The organism is Streptomyces capitiformicae, assembly GCF_002214185.1.
GTDB lineage: Bacteria > Actinomycetota > Actinomycetes > Streptomycetales > Streptomycetaceae > Streptomyces > Streptomyces capitiformicae.
Genome location: NZ_CP022161.1, coordinates 2137230 through 2157387 on the forward strand (window position 1 = coordinate 2137230; position 20158 = coordinate 2157387).

Annotated in this window: 15 protein-coding genes; 10 read left to right on the forward strand and 5 right to left on the reverse strand. The window is 69.3% G+C overall.

Annotated features, from left to right (window positions below):
- Positions 1–4 precede the first annotated feature (4 nt).
- From CES90_RS09405 to holA, 3 genes are all read left to right on the forward strand, one after another.
- Positions 5–814, forward strand: coding sequence for an arylamine N-acetyltransferase family protein (locus CES90_RS09405; protein WP_189781396.1), 810 nt, complete (start codon positions 5–7; stop codon positions 812–814).
- 63 nt (positions 815–877) lie between these two features.
- Positions 878–1123 carry a hypothetical protein gene (locus tag CES90_RS09410; protein WP_189781395.1) on the forward strand — a complete coding sequence of 82 codons (246 nt, stop codon included), beginning with the start codon at positions 878–880 and terminating at the stop codon, positions 1121–1123.
- A 95-nt stretch (positions 1124–1218) separates the two neighbouring features.
- On the forward strand, positions 1219–2205 hold the full coding sequence (gene holA / locus CES90_RS09415; RefSeq protein ID WP_189781394.1) for a DNA polymerase III subunit delta: 987 nt from the start codon (positions 1219–1221) through the stop codon (positions 2203–2205).
- A 355-nt stretch (positions 2206–2560) separates the two neighbouring features.
- Here the strand turns inward: holA and rpsT are convergent, their stop codons facing one another.
- Positions 2561–2827: a 30S ribosomal protein S20 gene (gene rpsT, locus CES90_RS09420; RefSeq protein ID WP_189781393.1), complete on the reverse strand. Its 267-nt coding sequence runs from the start codon at positions 2825–2827 to the stop codon at positions 2561–2563.
- A 234-nt stretch (positions 2828–3061) separates the two neighbouring features.
- On the opposite strand from rpsT, the gene lepA reads away from it, so the two are divergent.
- A complete protein-coding gene (lepA, locus tag CES90_RS09425; protein ID WP_189781392.1) occupies positions 3062–4930 on the forward strand; it encodes a translation elongation factor 4 in 1869 nt (622 codons plus the stop codon).
- Between the two features lie 203 nt (positions 4931–5133).
- Positions 5134–7011 carry an AMP-dependent synthetase/ligase gene (locus tag CES90_RS09430; RefSeq protein WP_189781391.1) on the forward strand — a complete coding sequence of 626 codons (1878 nt, stop codon included), beginning with the start codon at positions 5134–5136 and terminating at the stop codon, positions 7009–7011.
- A 93-nt stretch (positions 7012–7104) separates the two neighbouring features.
- On the opposite strand, the gene CES90_RS09435 is transcribed toward CES90_RS09430, so the two are convergent.
- Both CES90_RS09435 and CES90_RS09440 read right to left on the reverse strand, forming a co-directional pair.
- A complete protein-coding gene (locus tag CES90_RS09435; RefSeq protein WP_189781390.1) occupies positions 7105–7677 on the reverse strand; it encodes a response regulator in 573 nt (190 codons plus the stop codon).
- Positions 7674–11852, reverse strand: a complete 4179-nt coding sequence (locus CES90_RS09440; protein WP_189781389.1) for a HAMP domain-containing protein — start codon at positions 11850–11852, stop codon at positions 7674–7676. Before CES90_RS09440 ends, CES90_RS09435 begins: the two co-directional genes overlap by 4 nt.
- 102 nt (positions 11853–11954) lie before the next feature.
- Between CES90_RS09440 and CES90_RS09445 the strand changes: the two genes are divergently transcribed.
- The 3 genes from CES90_RS09445 to CES90_RS09455 all read left to right on the forward strand — a co-directional run bounded on the left by CES90_RS09445 (position 11955) and on the right by CES90_RS09455 (position 16070).
- Positions 11955–14132, forward strand: a complete 2178-nt coding sequence (locus CES90_RS09445) for an ATP-binding SpoIIE family protein phosphatase (protein WP_189781388.1) — start codon at positions 11955–11957, stop codon at positions 14130–14132.
- Positions 14133–14159: 27 nt separating this feature from the next.
- Positions 14160–15392 (forward strand): radical SAM family heme chaperone HemW, encoded by a 1233-nt coding sequence (hemW, locus tag CES90_RS09450; RefSeq protein WP_189781387.1) that lies wholly within the window; start codon positions 14160–14162, stop codon positions 15390–15392.
- Positions 15393–15491: 99 nt separating this feature from the next.
- Entirely contained in the window at positions 15492–16070 is a 579-nt protein-coding gene (locus tag CES90_RS09455) for a Uma2 family endonuclease (protein WP_189781386.1), read from the forward strand.
- Here CES90_RS09455 and CES90_RS09460 read toward each other — a convergent pair.
- Positions 16048–16860 (reverse strand): DUF3097 domain-containing protein, encoded by an 813-nt coding sequence (locus tag CES90_RS09460; RefSeq protein WP_189781385.1) that lies wholly within the window; start codon positions 16858–16860, stop codon positions 16048–16050. The genes CES90_RS09455 and CES90_RS09460 overlap by 23 nt on opposite strands.
- A 46-nt stretch (positions 16861–16906) precedes the next feature.
- The gene (locus CES90_RS09465) at positions 16907–17632 is read right to left on the reverse strand and encodes an MBL fold metallo-hydrolase (protein ID WP_189781384.1); all 726 of its coding nucleotides are present in this window, start codon (positions 17630–17632) and stop codon (positions 16907–16909) included.
- Between the two features lie 231 nt (positions 17633–17863).
- Between CES90_RS09465 and hrcA the strand changes: the two genes are divergently transcribed.
- Together hrcA and dnaJ are read left to right on the forward strand one after the other, a co-directional pair.
- A complete protein-coding gene (gene hrcA, locus CES90_RS09470) occupies positions 17864–18880 on the forward strand; it encodes a heat-inducible transcriptional repressor HrcA (protein ID WP_189781383.1) in 1017 nt (338 codons plus the stop codon).
- The gene (gene dnaJ / locus CES90_RS09475) at positions 18881–20017 is read left to right on the forward strand and encodes a molecular chaperone DnaJ (protein WP_189781382.1); all 1137 of its coding nucleotides are present in this window, start codon (positions 18881–18883) and stop codon (positions 20015–20017) included.
- Positions 20018–20158: the final 141 nt, after the last annotated feature.

Consider the following 20158-nt stretch of genomic DNA (forward strand, 5'->3'; position numbering starts at 1 on the left):
GGTCATGGATACCGCAGAGCTTGACGCCTACCTTCGCCGCATCGGGGCCGGGCATCCGGCCTGGCCCACCGTTGATGTACTGCGTGAGCTGCACCTGCGCCATCTGAAGGCGGTGCCGTTCGAGAACCTGTCGATCCATCTCGGAGAGGAGATCGTGCTGGAGGAGAAGCGGCTGCTCGACAAGGTGGTCGGGGAGCGCAGGGGCGGCTTCTGCTTCGAACTGAACGGGCTGTTCGGAGCGTTGCTCGCGGCGCTGGGCTTCGATGTGACACTGCTCGCGGCACGGGTGTACGGCGACGCGGGGCGGCTCGGGATCCCGTACGACCACCTCGCGTTGCGGGTGCGGACGGTGGACGGGGGCGACTGGCTGGCCGACGTCGGATTCGGGGCGAACAGCCACTATCCGCTGAAGTTCGGGGACCGGGGGGAGCAGGAGGACCCGGCCGGCACCTTCCGGGTGGTGGAGGCGGATCGGGAGAGCGGGGCTCGGGAGTTCGGGGACCTGGACGTCCTGCGGGACGGCAAGCCGCAGTACCGACTGGAGGTCCGGCCGAGGGAGCTCAGGGACTTCGTGGCCGGGGCCTGGTGGCACAGCACGTCGCCGACCTCGCACTTCACGCAGTCGCTCGTCTGTTCCCGGGTCGGCGACGAGGGCGGCCGGATCACGCTCAGCGGGCGCACCCTCACGGTGACGTCCGCCGAGGGCCACCGGGAGGTGACCGAGTTGACGACGGACGCGGAGGTGCTGGGCGTGTACCGGGAGCGGTTCGGGATGGAGCTGGGGAGGGTGCCGGAGGTGAGGGCGACGCGATAGGGGCGGGCGGTCCGGCGTGGGGTGGGTCGGGGGTGGCTGGGTCGGGTGGCGGAAGATGGGGGCGTGAGTGATGTGAGACATGTGCTGGTGCTGCCCGACCGCGATGCCGCGGAGAAGGCGGCGGAGGCGCTCGGGGAGCGGTTCGGGCTGGACGAGGAACCGCAGCTGGTGCGGGACGCGCTGGCCGGGGAGGACGACGCCGAGGACGCGCAGTGGCTGCTGGTGCTTCGGGACGCGCACGGGCGGCTCGATCCGGCGGCGTTGGATGAGTTCGCGGGGGAGTGGGAGGGATGGCGGGAAGAACCGTGACGCGGTGACGCCCCGCTGGGAGCACCGGTGGACTCCGAGGGGTGCGCCGGACGCCGCGGGGGCCCTTGTCAGTGGGGCGTGGGATGCTTTCGGGGATGGCCAAGAAGACTGCGAACGACGACCTTCTCGCCCCCGTCACGCTTGCCGTGGGCCAGGAGGACCTGCTGCTCGACCGTGCCGTGCGGGAGGTGGTGGCCGCCGCGAAGGCCGCCGACGCCGACACCGACGTACGTGACCTGTCCTCGGACCAGTTGCAGCCCGGCACGCTCGCCGAGCTGACGAGTCCGTCGCTCTTCGCCGAGCGGAAGGTCGTGGTCGTACGCAATGCGCAGGATCTCTCGGCCGACACGATCAAGGACGTGAAGGCGTATCTCGGGGCTCCGGCCGAGGAGATCACCCTCGTGCTGGTGCACGCGGGCGGCGCCAAGGGGAAGGGGCTGCTGGACGCGGCCCGTAAGGCGGGGGCGCGGGAGGTGGCGTGCCCCAGGATGACGAAGCCGGCGGAGCGGCTGGCGTTCGTGCGGGGGGAGTTCCGGGCGCTCGGGCGGTCCGCCACGCCCGAGGCGTGCCAGGCGCTCGTCGACGCGATCGGGAGTGATCTGCGGGAGCTCGCGTCGGCGGCGGCGCAGCTGGTCGCGGATGTCGAGGGGACGATCGACGAGGCGGTCGTCGGGCGCTACTACACGGGGCGGGCCGAGGCGTCGAGCTTCGAGGTAGCCGATCGGGCCGTCGAGGGGCGGGCGGCGGAGGCGTTGGAGGCGCTCAGGTGGTCGTTGTCGACCGGGGTGGCGCCGGTGTTGATCACCAGTGCGCTGGCTCAGGGGGTGCGGGCGATCGGGAAGCTGTCGTCGGCGCGGGGTGGGCGGCCGGCGGATCTCGCGCGGGAGCTGGGGATGCCGCCGTGGAAGATCGATCGGGTGCGGCAGCAGATGCGGGGGTGGACACCGGACGGTATCGCCGTGGCGTTGCGGGCTGTGGCTGAGGCCGATGCGGGGGTGAAGGGTGGGGGGGATGATCCTGAGTACGCGTTGGAGAAGGCCGTGGTGACGATTGCGCGGGCCGCGCGGTCTCGCCGGGGGTGAGTTTTTCGCCCCCGACGCCCTTACCCGTCCCTCCCCCACTCTCGGCTTCGCTCGAGCGGGGGGACCCCCATCCGAGGGCTGCCGCCCCAGCCCCCCGCGGAAAGTTCGTATGTGCGGGTGCGTCGTGGCTTGTCGAGCAGTTCCCCGCACCCCTTGTGGGGCGCTCATCGCGCCCAACGCCGAAGGCCCCGTCTCACCACCCTGGGGAAGGGGAGTGCGGCGGGGCCTCGGTCAAGATGCTGGATCCGCACCCGCGTGGCGAACGCAGGCCGCGTGCGAATCCGGGGTGCCGGGTGGGAGCGGATGAGAGAGGGCCCGCTCTGGGGCCAGCCGGCGGTCAGATCAAAGGAGGAGCTCAGCCCTTGGGGGTGGCGACCTTGGAAGCAAGCGCCGACTTCTTGTTGGCGGCCTGGTTCTTGTGGATGACGCCCTTCGAGACGGCCTTGTCGAGCTGACGCGCGGCAGCGCGCTGGTACTCGGTGGCCTTCTCGACGTCACCCGCGGCAGCGGCCTCACGGGCCTTGCGGATCGCGGTCTTGAGCGACGACTTGACGGCCTTGTTGCGAAGGCGCGCCTTCTCGTTCGTCTTGTTCCGCTTGATCTGGGACTTGATGTTCGCCACGAATGAGCCTTTTCAGCTTGGTTTGAGCTTGGTTCTTCCTTGGATGTGCCTCCTGCTGAGAGGGCATGAGACACAGCCATCCACGCTACCAGCCGCCTCAGGGTTGGCCCAAACCGGTCGCAGCTCTCCACCCGTGGGACCATGGAGCCTACGTATAGACCCGTTCGTACAGACCCGCTAGTTCCGACCCGAGACCGCAGACGGCTGCGGACGCCTCAAGAATCAGGACCCTGCGTGCCCGCGATCCCTAGCCATGTGCCCGAGCCGAGCCGTACCGACCCGGCTCTGATCCGCAATTTCTGCATCATCGCGCACATCGACCACGGCAAGTCCACGCTCGCCGACCGGATGCTCCAGCTGACCGGTGTGGTCGAGCAGCGGCAGATGCGTGCTCAGTACCTCGACCGCATGGACATCGAGCGTGAGCGCGGTATCACGATCAAGTCCCAGGCGGTGCGTCTGCCCTGGGCGCCGACCACCGATCCGGGCAGCACGCACATCCTCAACATGATCGACACCCCGGGCCACGTCGACTTCACGTACGAGGTCTCGCGGTCGCTGGCGGCCTGTGAGGGGACCATCCTCCTCGTCGACGCCGCCCAGGGCATCGAGGCACAGACCCTCGCCAACCTGTATCTGGCGATGGAGAACGACCTCGCGATCATTCCGGTGCTCAACAAGATCGATCTGCCTGCGGCTCAGCCCGAGAAGTTCGCCGAGGAGCTCGCCAACCTGGTCGGGTGCGACCCGGACGACGTGCTGCGGGTCTCCGCGAAGACCGGTGTCGGTGTGGACGCGCTGCTCGACAAGGTCGTCGCCGAGGTTCCGGCGCCGGTCGGCGTCAAGGACGCGCCCGCCCGCGCGATGATCTTCGACTCGGTCTACGACTCCTACCGGGGCGTCGTCACCTACGTCCGTGTCATCGACGGGCAGCTCAACAAGCGTGAGCGGATCCGGATGATGTCCACCAACGCCACGCACGAGCTGCTGGAGATCGGGACCAACTCGCCGGAGATGCTCCCCGCGGACGGGCTGGGCGTGGGTGAGGTGGGCTACCTCATCACCGGGGTGAAGGACGTCCGGCAGTCCAAGGTCGGTGACACGATCACCAGCCAGGCCAAGGGGGCGACCGAGGCACTGGGCGGGTACAAGGACCCCAAGCCCATGGTCTTCTCGGGTCTCTATCCGCTGGACGGGTCCGACTACCCCGAGCTGCGCGACGCCCTCGACAAGCTGCAGCTCAACGACGCCGCGCTCGTCTACGAGCCGGAGACCTCCGCCGCGCTGGGCTTCGGCTTCCGTGTCGGCTTCCTCGGGCTGCTGCACCTCGACGTCATCCGCGAGAGGCTCGAGCGTGAGTTCGGGCTCGACCTCATCGCCACCGCGCCGAACGTGGTCTACCGCGTGGTCATGGAGGACGGCAGCGAGCACACGGTCACCAACCCGAGCGAGTTCCCCGAGGGGAAGATCGGGGAGGTGTACGAGCCGGTCGTACGGGCGACGATCCTGGCGCCGAGCGAGTTCATCGGTTCGATCATGGAGCTCTGCCAGACCCGGCGCGGTGTCCTGCTGGGCATGGACTACCTCTCCGAGGACCGGGTCGAGATCCGGTACACCCTCCCCCTCGCCGAGATCGTCTTCGACTTCTTCGACCAGCTGAAGTCCAAGACCCGCGGCTACGCCTCGCTGGACTACGAGCCCACCGGCGAGCAGACCTCCAGCCTGGTCAAGGTCGACATCCTGCTGCACGGCGACAAGGTGGACGCCTTCTCGGCGATCACCCACAAGGACGCGGCATACGCGTACGGTGTGCGCCTCGTCGCCAAGCTGCGTGAGCTGATCCCCCGGCAGGCGTTCGAGGTGCCGATCCAGGCCGCCATCGGCTCCCGGGTGATCGCCCGCGAGACCATCCGCGCCATCCGCAAGGACGTCCTCGCCAAGTGCTACGGCGGTGACATCTCCCGTAAGCGGAAGCTGCTGGAGAAGCAGAAGGAAGGCAAGAAGCGGATGAAGATGGTGGGCTCTGTGGAGGTTCCGCAGGAGGCCTTCATCGCCGTGCTGTCCAGTGACGACAGCGCGGGCGGGGGCAAGGGCAAGAAATAGCCACGGCCAGCGGGCCCGTCGCGTTCCGGTGCGACGGGCCCGCATGTTGTTTGTACGGTCGTTCTGGGTGGAAAGTGACGGCCCACCGCCCCTTACCAATGGGCGGGGCGCACTCTACTCTGATCACCACTCGATGGTTACTCGCGAGTTAAACAACAGCCGCTTTTGAGCCAGCCGCACTGTCGCGGGCCCCGGAGGATGTCGTGAGCGACACACAGACCCTGATCGAGAACCGTCCGCCGTCCATGGCGGCCCTCTTCCTGGAGCGCGTGGCGGCCACACCGGACGCCGAGGCCTTCCGCTACCCCGTGCCCCCTGCCTCCGGCCAGGGCCCCTCGGACTGGAAGTCGCTGAGCTGGGCGGAGGCGGCCGAACGGGTCAACGCCATCGCGGCCGGGCTCGTCGAGCTGGGCGTGCAACCGGAGCAGCGGATCGCCCTGTCCTCCGCCACCAGGATCGAGTGGATCCTGTGCGATCTCGGCATCATGTGCGCGGGCGCGGCCAACACCACGGTCTACCCGCAGACGAACGCCGAGGAATCCGCGTACATCCTGGCGGACTCCGGCAGCCGGATCCTCATCGCCGAGGACGCCGGGCAGCTCGCCAAGGCTCGCGAGAAGAAGGCCGAGCTGCCCGAGCTGACCCATGTCGTCGTCATCGACCCCGAGGACGCGGACATCTCCGAGGACTGGATCCTCTCCCTCGCCGAGCTGGAGGAGCGCGGCGCCGCGTATCTGGAGAAGAAGCCCGACCTGATCAAGGAGAAGGTCGGCGCGATCACCAAGGACCAGCTGGCCACCCTCATCTACACCTCGGGCACCACGGGCCGCCCCAAGGGCGTGCGCCTGCCGCACGACAACTGGGCGTACATGGCGAAGGCCATCGGCGCGACCGGCCTGCTCGAACCGGAGGACGTGCAGTACCTGTGGCTGCCGCTCGCGCACGTCATGGGCAAGGTGCTCCTCGCGGGCCACATCGAGGTCGGGCACATCACCGCCGTCGACGGCCGGGTCGACAAGATCATCGAGAATCTGCCGGTGGTGCAGCCGACGTACATGGCCGCGGTGCCGCGCATCTTCGAGAAGGTCTACAACGGTGTCGCCGCCAAGGCGCGTGAGGGCGGCCCCGCCAAGTACAAGATCTTCCAGTGGGCGGCCGAGGTCGCGCGCGAGTACGCCAAGATCAGCCAGGACAGCTTCCGTCGCACTGGCACCGCGTCCGTTCCGTTCGGGCTGGGGGCCAAGCACAAGGTCGCCGACGCGCTGGTCTACAAGAAGCTGCGCGAGGCGTTCGGCGGCCGGCTGCGTGCCTGTGTCTCCGGCTCGGTCGCGCTGGCGCCGGAGATCGGCTTCTTCTTCGCCGGCGCCGGCATCCCCATCCTGGAGGGCTACGGTCTGACCGAGTCCTCCGCCGCCTCCTTCCTCAACCCGGGCGAGGCCTTCCGCACGGGCACGGTGGGCAAGCCGCTGCCCGGCACGGAGGTGCGCATCGCGGACGACGGCGAGATCCTGCTGCGCGGGCCCGGCATCATGGAGGGCTATCACAAGCTGCCCGACAAGACCGCCGAGGTCCTGGAGGCCGACGGCTGGTTCCACACCGGTGACATCGGTGAGCTGTCGCCCGACGGCTATCTGCGGATCACCGACCGCAAGAAGGATCTCTTCAAGACCTCCGGCGGCAAGTACATCGCGCCGACCGAGATCGAGGGCCAGTTCAAGTCGCTGTGCCCCTTCACGTCCAACGTCATGGTCATCGGCGCCGACCGCAACTTCTGCACGGCGTTGGTCGCCCTCGACGAGCCGTCCATCCTCGGCTGGGCCAAGGAGAACGGGCTGGAGGGGAAGCCGTACGCGGAGGTCATCGCGGCGCCGGCCACGGTTGAGCTCATCGACGGGTATGTGAAGCGGGTGAACGAGGGGCTTCAGCGGTGGCAGACGATCAAGAAGTTCCGGTTGCTGCCGAGGGATTTGGACGTCGAGCACGGGGAGTTGACGCCGAGTCTGAAGTTGAAGCGGCCGGTGGTGGAGAAGGAGTACCAGCACCTCATCGATGAGATGTACGCCGGGACTCGCGAGGCGTAGGGGACGGCGGGGACTGCTGGCGGGTGCCGGTAGTCCGTGGCTGGTCGCGCCCGCGCGGCGGAGCCGCAAATGTCACAGCCCCGCGCCCCTGAGTTACGTGCGGTGATCCCCTGTCACCAGGTGCCGGAGGTCTCGGATCTGTATTCGGACCTCCGGCAGGTCCGGGCTTGCTTGGGCCAGCTGTTTTTCCAGGGTGGCCAGGCGTGAGTTGACCTGCTCCGCGTGTTCCCGCTGTCTCGCCAGCAGGGTCTCCAGTTGCTGGTTCTTGCGGTACAGGTCCAGGAACACGCTTACCTTCGCCCGTAACACCCAGGGGTCGAACGGCTTGGTCAAGTAGTCGGCGGCGCCGGTGGCGTAGCCGCGGAAGGTGTAGCCGGGGTCGGCTTCGGTGCCGGTGAGGAAGATGATCGGGACGTCCTTCGTCTGGTCGAGGCGTTTGATGTGGGCGGCCGTTTCGAAGCCGTCCATGCCTGGCATGCGGACGTCGAGGAGGACGACGGCGAAGCGTTGACGGAGGAGGGCCTTCATGGCTTCCTCGCCCGAACGGGCCCGTATGAGGGGCTCGTTGAGGGATGCCAGGACGGCCTCCAGCGCGGTCAGGTTGTCCTCCATGTCGTCGACGAGGAGGATTCCGGCGCGGGTGTCGGTCCGGTCCTGTGGGGTCATGGTGAGGGTGCCTCGTTCTCTGCGGTTGCTTCGGTTGCTTCGGTTGTTTCGGGCTGTGGCTCAGGGCCCTCCGGGTCCAGGACCGCGCAGACGACCGTGAGCAGCTGGTCGACGTCCACCGGCTTGGGTACGTAGTCGTTGGCGCCCCGGGCGATGGACTTCTCGCGGTCGCCGGGCATGGCCTTCGCGGTGAGGGCGACGATGGGCAGGCCCGCCCAGCGGGGGGTGCGGCGGATGGCGGAGATCGTCTCGTAGCCGTCCATCTCGGGCATCATGATGTCCATCAGGACGATTTCGACGTCCGGGTTGCGCTCCAGGGTCTCGATGCCCTCGCGGCCGTTCTCCGCGTACAGGACCGGCATGCCGACGCGGCCCAGGACATGGGTGAGCGCGAAGACGTTGCGGATGTCGTCGTCCACGATCAGCACCCGGCGGCCGGGAAGCACCTGGCCCGCCCGCCCCGCCTTCCATGCCTCCAGCTTGGTGGGCGCAGGCCAGGTGTCGTCGCTGTCGTGCGCGGCGGGGTACGGCTCCGCCGTGAGCTGTTCCGGGACCAGGGCCTGGTCCTCCGGGGTGGGGCCGGTCGCCGTGTGGCCGGGGCTGACGACGGGCACGTACAGCGTGAACGTCGAGCCCTTGCCGGGCACGCTCTCGGCGATGATGCGGCCGCCGAGCAGGCCGGCGATCTCCCGGCTGATGGACAGGCCGAGGCCGGTGCCGCCGTACTTGCGGTTCGTGGTGCCGTCTGCCTGCTGGAACGCCTCGAAGATCACCGGGAGTTTCTCGGGCGCGATGCCGATGCCGGTGTCGGAGACCGCGAAGGCGATCACCTCGTCGTCGCCCTCGCGGGTGTAGCGGTGGTCGGGGTCCTTGACGCGGCTGACGGTCAGCTCGACCCGGCCGGACGCGGTGAACTTGATCGCGTTGGAGAGCAGGTTGCGCAGGATCTGCTGGAGGCGTTGTTCGTCCGAGTACATCTCGCGCGGTACGTCCTCGCCGACCGTGACGTCGAAGGCCAGGCCCCGGTCGAGGGTGAGCGGGCGGAACGTGGCGTGGACGTAGTCGAGGAGTTTGATCAGCGGGAGTCTCTTCGGGCGTACGTCCATCCGGCCCGCCTCGATCTTCGAGAGGTCGAGGATGTCGTTGATCAGTTGCAGGAGATCGGATCCGGAGCGGTGGATCGTCGACGCGAACTGGACCTCCTGGTCGGAGAGATGGCCGTCCGGGTTGTCGGAGAGCAGCCGGGCCAGGATCAGCAGCGAGTTGAGGGGGGTGCGGAGTTCGTGCGACATGTTCGCCAGGAACTCCGACTTGTACTGGGAGGAGGTCGCCAGGAGTGCGGCCTTCTCCTCCAGTTCGGCGTTCGAACGCTGCAACTCCGCCTGCTGCTTCTGGAGTTCGTCGGAGCGTTCCTGGAGCTGCATGGCCAGGCGCTGGGACTCGCCCAGGAGGGACTCCGTGCGGGAGTTGGCGATGATGGTGTTGATCGCGACGCCGATGGTGTTCACGAACTGGTCGAAGAACGCCAGGTGGACGTCGGAGAAGCGCGAGAATGAGGCAAGTTCGATCACGCCGAGGAGCTTGTCCTCGAAGAGGATCGGGATGATGACGACGCTGGACGGGGACGCCTCCCCCAGACCGCTGTTGATCTTGATGTAGTCCGGTGGGGCCTCCTCCACCAGGATCCGCTTCTTCTCGCGGGCCGCCTGGGCGACGAGGCCGTGCACGGGGAGGCCGCCGGTTTCGACCGTCGCGTCCTGCGCCGAGCCGTAGCCCGCGATGAAGGCGAGGCCCTTGATGGGCGCCACCGCGCGCAGCGGGGCGCCGCCCTGCCCGGGGTCGGCCAGATAGAACGCGCCGTACTGTGCCTTCACCAGCGGGGTCAGCTCGCGCAGGATCAGGTCGGCGACCTCCATCAGGTCGCGGTGGCCCTGCATCAGGGCGGCGAGTCGGGCCAGGTTGGACTCCAGCCAGTCCTTCGCGCGGGTCGTCTCGCGGAGGTTGGCGACCATCAGGTTGATGTTGTCCTTCAGCTCGGCGACCTCGCCGCGCGCCTCCACCGTGATCGAACGGGACATGTCGCCCTGCGCCACGGCCGAGGCGACCTCGGCGATCGCGCGCACCTGGGTGGTCAGGTTCAGGGCGAGCTCGTTGACGTTGGTCGTCAGGCGCTTCCAGGTGCCGTAGACGCCCTCGACCCGTGCCTGACCGCCGAGTTGGCCCTCGGAACCGACCTCGCGGGCGACTCGGGTGACCTCGGAGGAGAAGGAGGAGAGCGTGTCGACCATGGTGTTGATGGCGGTCTTGAGCTCCAGGATCTCGCCGCGCGCGTCGACGTCGATCTTCTTGGAGAGGTCGCCGTTGGCTACGGCGGTCGTCACCTGGGCGATGTTCCTGACCTGGGAGGTCAGGTTGTCGGCCATGTAGTTGACGTTGTCGGTGAGGTCCCGCCAGACGCCGGACACGCCCAGTACCTGGGCCCGGCCGCCGAGCCGGCCGTCGGTGCCGACCTCGCGGGCGACCCGGGTCACCTCGTCGGCGAAGGCGCGCAGCTGCTCCACCATCGTGTTGACGGTGTCCTTCAGTTCGAGGATCTCGCCGCGGGCGTCGACGGTGATCTTCTTGGAGAGGTCGCCGTTGGCTACGGCGGTCGTCACCTGGGCGATGTTGCGGACCTGGGAGGTCAGGTTCAGGGCCATGAAGTTGACGTTGTCCGTCAGGTCTTTCCAGACGCCGGATACGCCTCTGACCTGGGCCTGACCGCCGAGGTTTCCTTCGGTGCCGACCTCGCGGGCGACGCGGGTGACTTCGTCGGCGAAGGCGGAGAGCTGGTCGACCATCGTGTTGATCGTCGACTTGAGTTCGAGGATCTCGCCCTTCGCCTCGACGGTGATCTTCTTTCCGAGGTCGCCCTGGGCAACCGCCGTGGAGACCAGGGCGATGTTCCTGACCTGCGACGTCAGGTTGTCGGCCATGAAGTTGACGTTGTCCGTCAGGTCTTTCCAGACGCCGGATACGCCTCTGACCTGGGCCCGGCCGCCGAGGTTTCCTTCGGTGCCGACCTCGCGGGCGACGCGGGTGACTTCGTCGGCGAAGGCGGAGAGCTGGTCGACCATCGTGTTGATCGTCGACTTGAGTTCGAGGATCTCGCCCTGGGCGTCGACGGTGATCTTCTGGCTGAGGTCGCCGTTCGCCACGGCCGTCGTCACCTGGGCGATGTTGCGGACCTGGGAGGTCAGGTTCGACGCCATGAAGTTGACGTTGTCGGTGAGGTCTTTCCAGACGCCGGACACGCCCCTGACCTGGGCGCGGCCGCCCAGCTGGCCCTCCGTGCCGACCTCGCGGGCGACGCGGGTGACTTCGTCGGCGAAGGCGGAGAGCTGGTCGACCATCGTGTTCACGGTGAGCTTCAGTTCGAGCAGCTCGCCGGTCGCCTCGACGGTCACCGTACGGGTCAGGTCGCCGCGTGCCACGGAGGTGGTCACCAGGGCGATGTCACGCACCTGGGCGGTCAGCCGGGAGGCCATCGTGTTGACCGCCTCGGTCACGTCCCGCCAACTCCCGGACAGACCACGTACCTTGGCGCGGCCGCCGAGCCGCCCCTCCGTGCCGACCTCGCGGGCGACCCGGGTCACCTCGCCGGTGAACAGGGACAGCTGGTCGACCATCTTGTTCACGGCACGGCCCAACCGTCGTAAGTCACCGCGAAGTTGACGGTTGCCGTCGTGCAGGTCGACGCGTTGGGTCAGGTCGCCGCCGGCCACCGCGTCCAGGACGCGGGTGGCGTTCGCGGCGGGGGCCACCAGGGCGTCGAGGGTCTGGTTCACGTCGTTGACGCGGGTCGCCCAGGCGCCCTGGCCCGGGCTGGCCGAGAGACGCTCGTCGAGGCGGCCGTGCCGGACCAACTCCCGGCGTACGCGCTGGACTTCGGAACCGAAGTGGGTGCTGCGGTCGATGATCTGGTTGAACAGGGCACACAGTTCGGCCACCGGTGCGGGGCCGGTCTCCGCGACCTTGATGAACGTACCGTCACGGGCGGCGGTCATGGCCGCGGTCAGCGCGCGCAGATCGGATGCCCGGAGCAGCCCGTCCAGATCGGATGCCGGGATCAGCCCGTCCGTTTGGCTGTCTTTTTGACCGTCTTCGAGCACCTGCGTAGCACTGTTTTCACTCATGATGGCCCACTTCGGTAACTCGGCGCTTATGGGCGTGGCCAGTCTGTCACTCTGTCCGTGCCGCCTGAGGCCTATTCGTCCGAACTTCTCAGGGAGCCGCTCGTGGGGGCCATTCCGACGCAACGGGAGACCGTGTCTCGTGCTCCTGGTACGCCCGCGTACAGGGAAGACCCCGCGTACGTGGGAGACGCGGACGCGTATCCGGATGCGTACGTCGGCTCCGCGTGCGCGGGAGCCGACCGGCGCGCGGTGGCGCACGTCTCGCTTCCCGGTGGACCGCTCGCGCCGGGAGCCGCCCGGCGCTTCGTCGGCGCGGTGCTCGCGGAGTGGGCCGAACTGGAGCTGCCCGGTGCCCCCTCCCTCACGGCCCGCCTCGTCGAGGACGTGCTCGTCGTGGTCAGCGAACTGGTCACCAACGCGGTCGTCCACGCCGGCACCGACATCGAACTGCTGTGCCGATTCGACCTCGACGACCGCACCGTCTCCGGTACCGCCTCCGGTTGGCTCGTCGTCGAGGTGTCCGACCACCACCCCTCCCGAGCCGTACGGGACGAGGGCGCCGAGCGGCCCTACCTCGTCGAACGCCCCTATGGAGCCGCCGAGTACGGGCGCGGCCTGCGCCTCGTCGCCGCGCTCTCCGAGGCCTGGGGAATCACGTACCGCACGGGCGCGAAGACCGTGTGGGCCCGGCTGTCGGTCGACGGGGCGATGGCTGTGGACGAAGGGATCGGGGGGATCGGGGGGATCGAGGAGATCGCGGGGTGTGACGGGCTTGAGGTGATCGACAGAATCGAAGAGGTCGAGGCGTACGGCGGTGGAGAGCGGGATGCGGGCCTCGGGGCGTACGCCGGAGCCGATCGCGGGGAGCGGGACCGGGAGTGGCTGAACCGGGGTGCCCTCTCCTTCCTCGCCGAGGCCTCCGACCTGCTCGCCGGGCAGTTGGACGAGGACCTGGTCGCCGCGCTCGCCGGGCAGCTCCTGGTGCCGCGCCTCGCCGACTGGTGCGCGGTGTGGCTGGAGGACGAGGGCCTGGGCTGGCGCGGCGGCACCGACGGTTCCTTCGGCCCGGCGCCCCGGCTCGCCCGGGTCTGGCACGGCAGCGAGAACCGCATCGAGGAACTCCGCCGCGCCCTGGAGAAGGACCCGCCCAGGCTGCCCGACTCGGTGCGATCGCGGGCGGTGCCGGTGCCGTGGCCGAGGCTGCCGGAGGAGACGGACGAGACGGACGAGACGGACGAGACCGGCGGGACCGCCAGGACCGCCGGTCCCGCCGAGACTGCCGAGGGTGATGAAGGCCGGCCGGTGGAGAACCGCGTGGGCGGGGCTGCCCTCGCCTACCGGCTGATCGCCGGTGGCCGCCCGCTCGGCACCCTCGTCATCGGCCGGGCCGGGCTGCTCCGCTTCCCGGACGAGGTGACCGGCCTCGTCGAGGACCTCAGCCGGCGGATCGCGCTGGCGATCGGGGCGGCCCGGCAGTACGCCCGGCAGGCCACCATCAGCCGGGTCCTGCAACGCGGGCTGCTGCCCGGGGCGGTCGCCGAGATCCCCGGTGTGTCGAGTGCCCTCGTGTACGAGCCGTGCGACATGGCCGGACCCAGCGGCGACTTCTACGACCTGTTCCCGGCGGGCCACGGCCGCTGGTGCTTCGCGATCGGCGACGTCCAGGGCAAGGGCCCCGAGGCCGCCGTCGTCATCGGACTCGCCCGGCCCTGGCTGCGGCTGCTCGCCCGCGAGGGCTACGGTGTCGCCGACGTCCTCGACCGCCTCAACCAGCTCCTCCTCGACGACGCCACCGAGGCCGCCGACGCCGCAGCCCGCGCCCTGGTCACGGCGGGCGACCCGGCCCTCGTCGACCCGGAGGGCCCCCAGACGCGCTTCCTCTCCCTCCTCTACGGCGAACTCGTCCCCGTAGACGGCGGCGTCCGCTGCACCCTCGCCTCCGCCGGACATCCGCTGCCGCTGCTCCTGGGCCCCGACGGCGACGTACGGGCCGTGGCCGAGCCGCAGGCCCTGCTCGGGGTGATCGAGGACGAGACGTACGTCTCGGAGACGTTCGAGCTGCACCCCGGCGACACACTGCTCTGCGTCACGGACGGTGTGACCGAGCGGCGCAGCGGCCCCCACATGTTCGACGACGGGGACGGCCTCGCCACCGCCCTGGTCGGCTGCGCCGGGCTCAGCGCCCAGCTGATCGCCGAACGGATCCGGCGGCTCGTGCACGAGTTCGGGCAGCGGCCACCGGAGGACGACCTGGCGCTGCTGGTGCTCCAGGCGGAGTAGCGCTCGTAGTGCTGGACAATGGAAGGCATGCCTTCCGCCCTCCCCGACGGTGAACCGGTCCCCGACGACGGCACGCTCCCCGCGTCCGCGCTAGCCGGGGCCGCCGAGCGTCCCCTCGGGTTCTATCTGCACGTCCCGTACTGCGCGACCCGCTGCGGCTACTGCGACTTCAACACGTACACGGCGACCGAGCTGCGCGGCACGGGCGGGGTGCTGGCGTCCCGCGACAACTACGCGGACACCCTGATCGACGAGATCCGTCTGGCCCGCAAGGTCCTGGGCGACGACCCGCGTCCCGTCCGCACGGTGTTCGTCGGCGGCGGTACACCCACGCTGCTGGCCGCCGACGATCTCGTACGGATGCTGGGGGCGATCCGCGACGAGTTCGGACTGGCGCCGGACGCGGAGGTGACGACGGAGGCGAACCCGGAGTCGGTGAACCCGGCATACCTCGCGACGCTGCGGCAGGGCGGCTTCAACCGGATCTCCTTCGGCATGCAGAGCGCGAAACAGCACGTGCTGAAGGTGCTCGACCGCACGCACACGCCGGGCCGTCCGGAGGCGTGCGTGGCGGAGGCGCGGGCGGCCGGTTTCGGACACGTCAACCTCGACCTGATCTACGGCACGCCGGGGGAGTCGGACGACGACTGGCGGGCGTCCCTGGAAGCGGCGATCGGCGCCGGACCGGACCACGTCAGCGCGTATGCCCTGATCGTCGAGGAGGGCACGCAGCTGGCCCGCCGGATCCGCCGGGGCGAGGTTCCGATGACGGACGACGACGTCCACGCGGACCGCTACCTGATCGCGGAGTCCGTCCTGTCGGAGGCCGGCTTCGACTGGTACGAGGTCTCGAACTGGGCGACCTCGGCGGCGGGGCGTTGCCTGCACAACGAGCTGTACTGGCGCGGCGCCGACTGGTGGGGCGCGGGGCCGGGGGCTCACAGCCATGTGGGGGGCGTGCGCTGGTGGAACGTCAAGCATCCGGGGGCGTACGCGGCGGCGCTGGCGGCGGGGAGGTCGCCGGGGGCGGGGCGTGAGCTGCTGTCCGAGGAGGACCGGCGGGTGGAGCGGATCCTGCTGGAGCTGCGGTTGCGGGAGGGGGCGCCGCTGGAGCTGCTGCGGGCGGAGGGGCTCGCGGCGTCGCGGCGTGCGTTGGGGGAGGGGCTGCTCCAGGGAGGTCCGTATGAGGAGGGGCGTGCGGTGCTGACGCTTCGGGGGCGGTTGCTGGCCGATGCGGTGGTCAGGGATCTCGTGGACTGATCACTCGGGCGGGTGAATCAGTGCGGAACGCCGGTTCGGTCCCTAACCTGGTTCGTAGTCTGCCGCTGACAGTACGCGGCGAATGTGGAGGCCACGGAGATGACCGCTGTGGACGAACGTGGAGTCGCAGAGTTCTTCGAGGGTTTTGAGCCGCCCGACGGACTCAAGGTGGAGCTTCTGCGGGGGGAAATCGTGATGATGGCGAGCCCTGATCTGGTGCATAACCTGATCGTGCTGCTCACGGAGCGGCAGATCCCGCTGGACCGCTGGTATCCCCTCCAGACCCAGGATGTTGACCTCGTTGATGAGGCAAGCGAGCCGGTTCCGGACCTCGTAGTCGTGGCACGCGACGCCCTGCCCGGTTCGGGGCGCTTGCTGCCGTGCCAATTGATCACGATGGTCGTGGAGGTCGTTTCCAAGACCAGCGTCCACCGGGACTACGGTGTCAAGCGTTCGATCTATGCCGCAGGCAACGTGCCTGCCTATCTCATCGTCGATCCGATCATGGCGCAGTGCGTCTTGCTGACGAAGCCGGAGGGGAAGGGCGAGGACGCCGACTATCGGACGCAGCACATCGCAAAGTTCGGCGAACCGCTGCCGCTGGATGTGCTGGGCGTTGAGCTGGACACCAGCGAGTTCGGAACGTTCCCCGGAGTCAAGCCCCACCGCTATCCGTGACGAAGTCGATCAACTCCTCCACCCGCCCCAACAACTCCGGCTCCAGGTCCCTGTAGGACCGCACCCGCCCCAGAACCCGCCGCTGCCACACCTCACCGGTGTTCTCCGGCCACCCCAGCGCTCGGCACACCCCCGTCTTCCAGTCCTGCCCGCGCGGCACCCGCGGCCACCCGGCGATCCCGACGGACGACGGCTTCACCGCCTCCCAGACGTCGATGTACGGGTGGCCGACGACCAGGGCGTGTTCGCTGGTCACCTCCTGGGCGATCCGCCACTCCTTCGTGCCCGGCACGAGGTGGTCCACCAGGACCCCCAGCCGCGCATCCGGACCCGGTGCGAAATCGGCCACGATCGACGGCAGGTCGTCCACGCCCTCCAGGTACTCCACGACCACGCCCTCGATGCGCAGGTCGTCGCCCCAGACCTTCTCGACGAGCTCGGCGTCGTGGCGGCCCTCGACGTAGATACGGCCGGCGCGGGCCACACGGGCGCGGGCGCCCGGGACGGCGACCGAACCGGATGCCGTACGACTCGGCCGTGCCGGCGCCGCTGAGGGGCGGACCAGCGTCACCACCCGGCCCTCCAGCAGGAAGCCCCGGGGCTCCAGCGGGAACACCCGGTGCTTGCCGAAGCGGTCCTCCAGCGTCACCGTGCCCGCCTCGCAGCGGATCACCGCGCCGCAGAAACCGGTGCCGGGTTCCTCCACCACCAGGCCGGGCTCGGCCGGGACCTCGGGGGCCGGCTTGGGCTTCTTCCAGGGAGGGGTCAGGTCGGGTGAGTACTGGCGCATTCGGATGACGATAGGAGAAAGGGCCCGGCCGAGGCTGTACGACTCGTCACGACACGCCGAAACGGCGTGCCAGTGTGCCGCGTTGGGCCCGTACGAACGCCGCGTCGACCACCGCTCCGTGCCCGGGGACGTACAGCGCGCCCTCGCCACCGAGGTCGAGGAGGCGGTCGAGGGCGGCCGGCCAGTGGGACGGTACGGCGTCGGGGCCGGCCTGGGGCTCGCCGGACTCCTCCACCAGGTCGCCGCAGAAGACGACCTCGGGCGAGCCGGGTACCAGGACCGCCAGGTCGTGCGCCGTGTGCCCCGGCCCCACGTTCGCCAGCAGTACCTGGAGTCCGCCGCCCAGGTCGAGGGTCCACTCGCCGGAGACGTGGTGGCGGGGCGGGACCAGGATGTCCGCGGCCTCGGCGGCCTCACCGGGATCCAGGCCGTTGCGTACGGCGTCGGCGCGGAGCTCCTCGCGGTCGTGGGTCAGGACCCCGTCCAGGCCGACAGCGCCGAAGACCTCCACGCCGGCGAAGGCGGCGGCGCCGAAGACATGGTCGAAGTGGGGATGGGTGAGCGCGAGATGTGTCACACGGGCGCCGCCGAGCAGCCGCCGCGCCTCGGTACGCAACCGCGCGCCCTCCCGCAGGCTCGACCCCGCGTCGATCAGAAGGGCCGAGCCCTCCCCGGCCACCAGTCCGACCGTGCAGTCCCAGCCAGGGAGGCGGCACCGTCCGGCCCGGGGCGCCAATCCCTCCCACCCGGACTCTTCCCAAGTCATCGTCATGAGTCGACGCTAGCCGTAGCTCAAAGGAACCTCGCCCGCCTCTATCCGCCGGTAGAGAACGGTGCGACATCGCCGGACAGGTCGGTACACGTCGCCACGTCATGGCTGGACCGGCCTTGCCGGGGCCGTACCCCACCGCCGTACACTGGGCGGGGAGTGTTGGCACTCGCCCGAGGTGAGTGCCAAGGGGGAGTCGCCGGAGCAGACGAGACGGAGCTGGAGGTGTGCGCGATGCTCAGTGAACGCAGGCTTCAGGTGCTGCGCGCCATCGTCCAGGACTACGTCGGCACCGAGGAGCCGGTGGGTTCCAAGGCACTCACCGAGCGGCACAACCTGGGCGTCTCCCCGGCGACGGTCCGCAACGACATGGCGGCGCTGGAGGACGAGGGCTTCATCGCCCAGCCCCACACCAGCGCGGGCCGCATCCCCACGGACAAGGGGTACCGGCTCTTCGTCGACAAGCTGGCCGGCGTCAAGCCGATGACCCCGCCCGAGCGGCGCGCCATCCAGAACTTCCTGGACGGCGCCGTCGACCTCGACGACGTGGTGGCGCGCACCGTGCGGCTGCTCGCGCAGCTGACGCGGCAGGTCGCCGTCGTGCAGTACCCGTCGCTCACCCGGTCGACGGTGCGGCACGTGGAGCTGCTGTCGCTCGCCCCCGCCCGGTTGATGCTCGTGCTGATCACGGACACCGGAAGGGTCGAGCAGCGCATGATCGACTGCCCGGCGCCGTTCGGAGAAACGTCACTCGCGGATCTGCGCGCCCGGCTCAACAGCAAGGTCGCGGGCCGCCGTTTCACCGACGTACCGCGCCTGGTCGAGGACCTGCCGGAGGCCTTCGACCTAGAGGACCGGGGCACGGTCTCGACGGTGCTCTCCACCCTCCTGGAGACCCTCGTCGAGGAGAACGAGGAGCGGCTGATGATCGGCGGCACCGCCAATCTCACCCGCTTCGGACATGACTTCCCCCTCACCATCCGGCCCGTTCTGGAAGCCTTGGAGGAACAGGTCGTCCTCCTCAAGTTGCTTGGTGAGGCAGGGGATTCGGGCATGACCGTCCGTATCGGCCACGAGAACGCGTATGAGGGACTCAACTCCACGTCCGTCGTCTCCGTCGGCTACGGTTCGGGCGGCGAGGCAGTAGCGAAACTGGGCGTGGTCGGACCTACGCGCATGGACTATCCGGGAACGATGGGAGCGGTACGAGCGGTGGCACGGTACGTCGGACAGATCCTGGCGGAGTCTTAAGTGGCCACGGACTATTACGCCGTACTCGGCGTGCGCCGCGACGCGTCCCAGGACGAGATCAAGAAGGCGTTCCGGAGGCTCGCTCGCGAGCTGCACCCGGACGTCAATCCCGATCCGAAGACGCAGGAGCGGTTCAAGGAGATCAACGCCGCGTACGAGGTGCTCTCGGACCCGCAGAAGAAGCAGGTCTACGACCTCGGCGGCGACCCGCTGTCCCAGGCGGGCGGCGGTGGCGCGGGCGGCTTCGGCGCCGGCGGTTTCGGGAACTTCTCGGACATCATGGACGCCTTCTTCGGTACGGCGTCCCAGCGAGGCCCGCGGTCGCGCACCCGGCGCGGCCAGGACGCGATGATCCGGCTGGAGATCGACCTCGACGAGGCGGCCTTCGGCACGACCAAGGACATCCAGGTCGACACGGCCATCGTCTGCACCACGTGCAGCGGCGAGGGCGCGGCTCCGGGCACCACCGCCCAGACCTGTGACATGTGCCGTGGGCGTGGTGAGGTCTCGCAGGTCACGCGGTCCTTCCTCGGTCAGGTCATGACCTCGCGGCCCTGTCCCCAGTGCCAGGGCTTCGGCACGATCGTTCCCAACCCCTGCCCCGAGTGCGCGGGCGACGGGCGGGTGCGGTCGCGGCGGACACTGACCGTGAAGATCCCGGCCGGTGTCGACAACGGCACGCGGATCCAGCTGGCCGGTGAGGGCGAGGTCGGGCCCGGTGGCGGTCCCGCCGGTGACCTGTACGTCGAGATCCACGAGCTTCCGCATGCCGTGTTCCAGCGGCGCGGTGACGATCTGCACTGCACGGTGACGATTCCCATGACCGCGGCGGCGCTCGGTACGAAGGTGCCGCTGGAGACGCTGGACGGGCTGGAGGAGGTCGACATCCGGCCAGGCACCCAGTCCGGGCAGTCGATCCCGCTGCACGGGCGGGGTGTCACGCATCTGCGGGGCGGCGGGCGTGGCGATCTGATCGTGCACGTCGAGGTCCAGACACCGACGAAGCTCGACCCCGAGCAGGAGCAGCTGCTGCGACAGCTGGCCGTGCTGCGGGGGGAGGAGCGGCCTACGGGGCAGTTCCAGCCGGGGCAGCAGGGCTTGTTCTCTCGGCTGAAGGACGCCTTTAACGGACGTTAGCCGTTCGTTGCCGGGTGCGGGTGGATTGTGGCTGGTCGCGCAGTTCCCCGCGCCCCTGAAAGACACGGCCCTGCTTTTCAGGGGCGCGGGGCTGTGACATATGCGGCTCCGCCGCGTGGGCGCGACCAGCCCCCACCGGCC

Bases quoted from the DNA above. Each gene is read 5' to 3' on its own strand.
- holA (WP_189781394.1), top strand. From the start codon at position 1,219: ATGGCCAAGAAGACTGCGAACGACGACCTTCTCGCCCCCGTCACGCTT.
- CES90_RS09440 (WP_189781389.1), bottom strand. From the start codon at position 11,852: ATGAGTGAAAACAGTGCTACGCAGGTGCTCGAAGACGGTCAAAAAGAC.
- CES90_RS09435 (WP_189781390.1), bottom strand. From the start codon at position 7,677: ATGACCCCACAGGACCGGACCGACACCCGCGCCGGAATCCTCCTCGTC.
- hrcA (WP_189781383.1), top strand. From the start codon at position 17,864: ATGCTCAGTGAACGCAGGCTTCAGGTGCTGCGCGCCATCGTCCAGGAC.
- CES90_RS09460 (WP_189781385.1), bottom strand. From the start codon at position 16,860: ATGCGCCAGTACTCACCCGACCTGACCCCTCCCTGGAAGAAGCCCAAG.
- CES90_RS09465 (WP_189781384.1), bottom strand. From the start codon at position 17,632: ATGACGATGACTTGGGAAGAGTCCGGGTGGGAGGGATTGGCGCCCCGG.
- hemW (WP_189781387.1), top strand. From the start codon at position 14,160: ATGCCTTCCGCCCTCCCCGACGGTGAACCGGTCCCCGACGACGGCACG.
- CES90_RS09455 (WP_189781386.1), top strand. From the start codon at position 15,492: ATGACCGCTGTGGACGAACGTGGAGTCGCAGAGTTCTTCGAGGGTTTT.
- CES90_RS09405 (WP_189781396.1), top strand. From the start codon at position 5: ATGGATACCGCAGAGCTTGACGCCTACCTTCGCCGCATCGGGGCCGGG.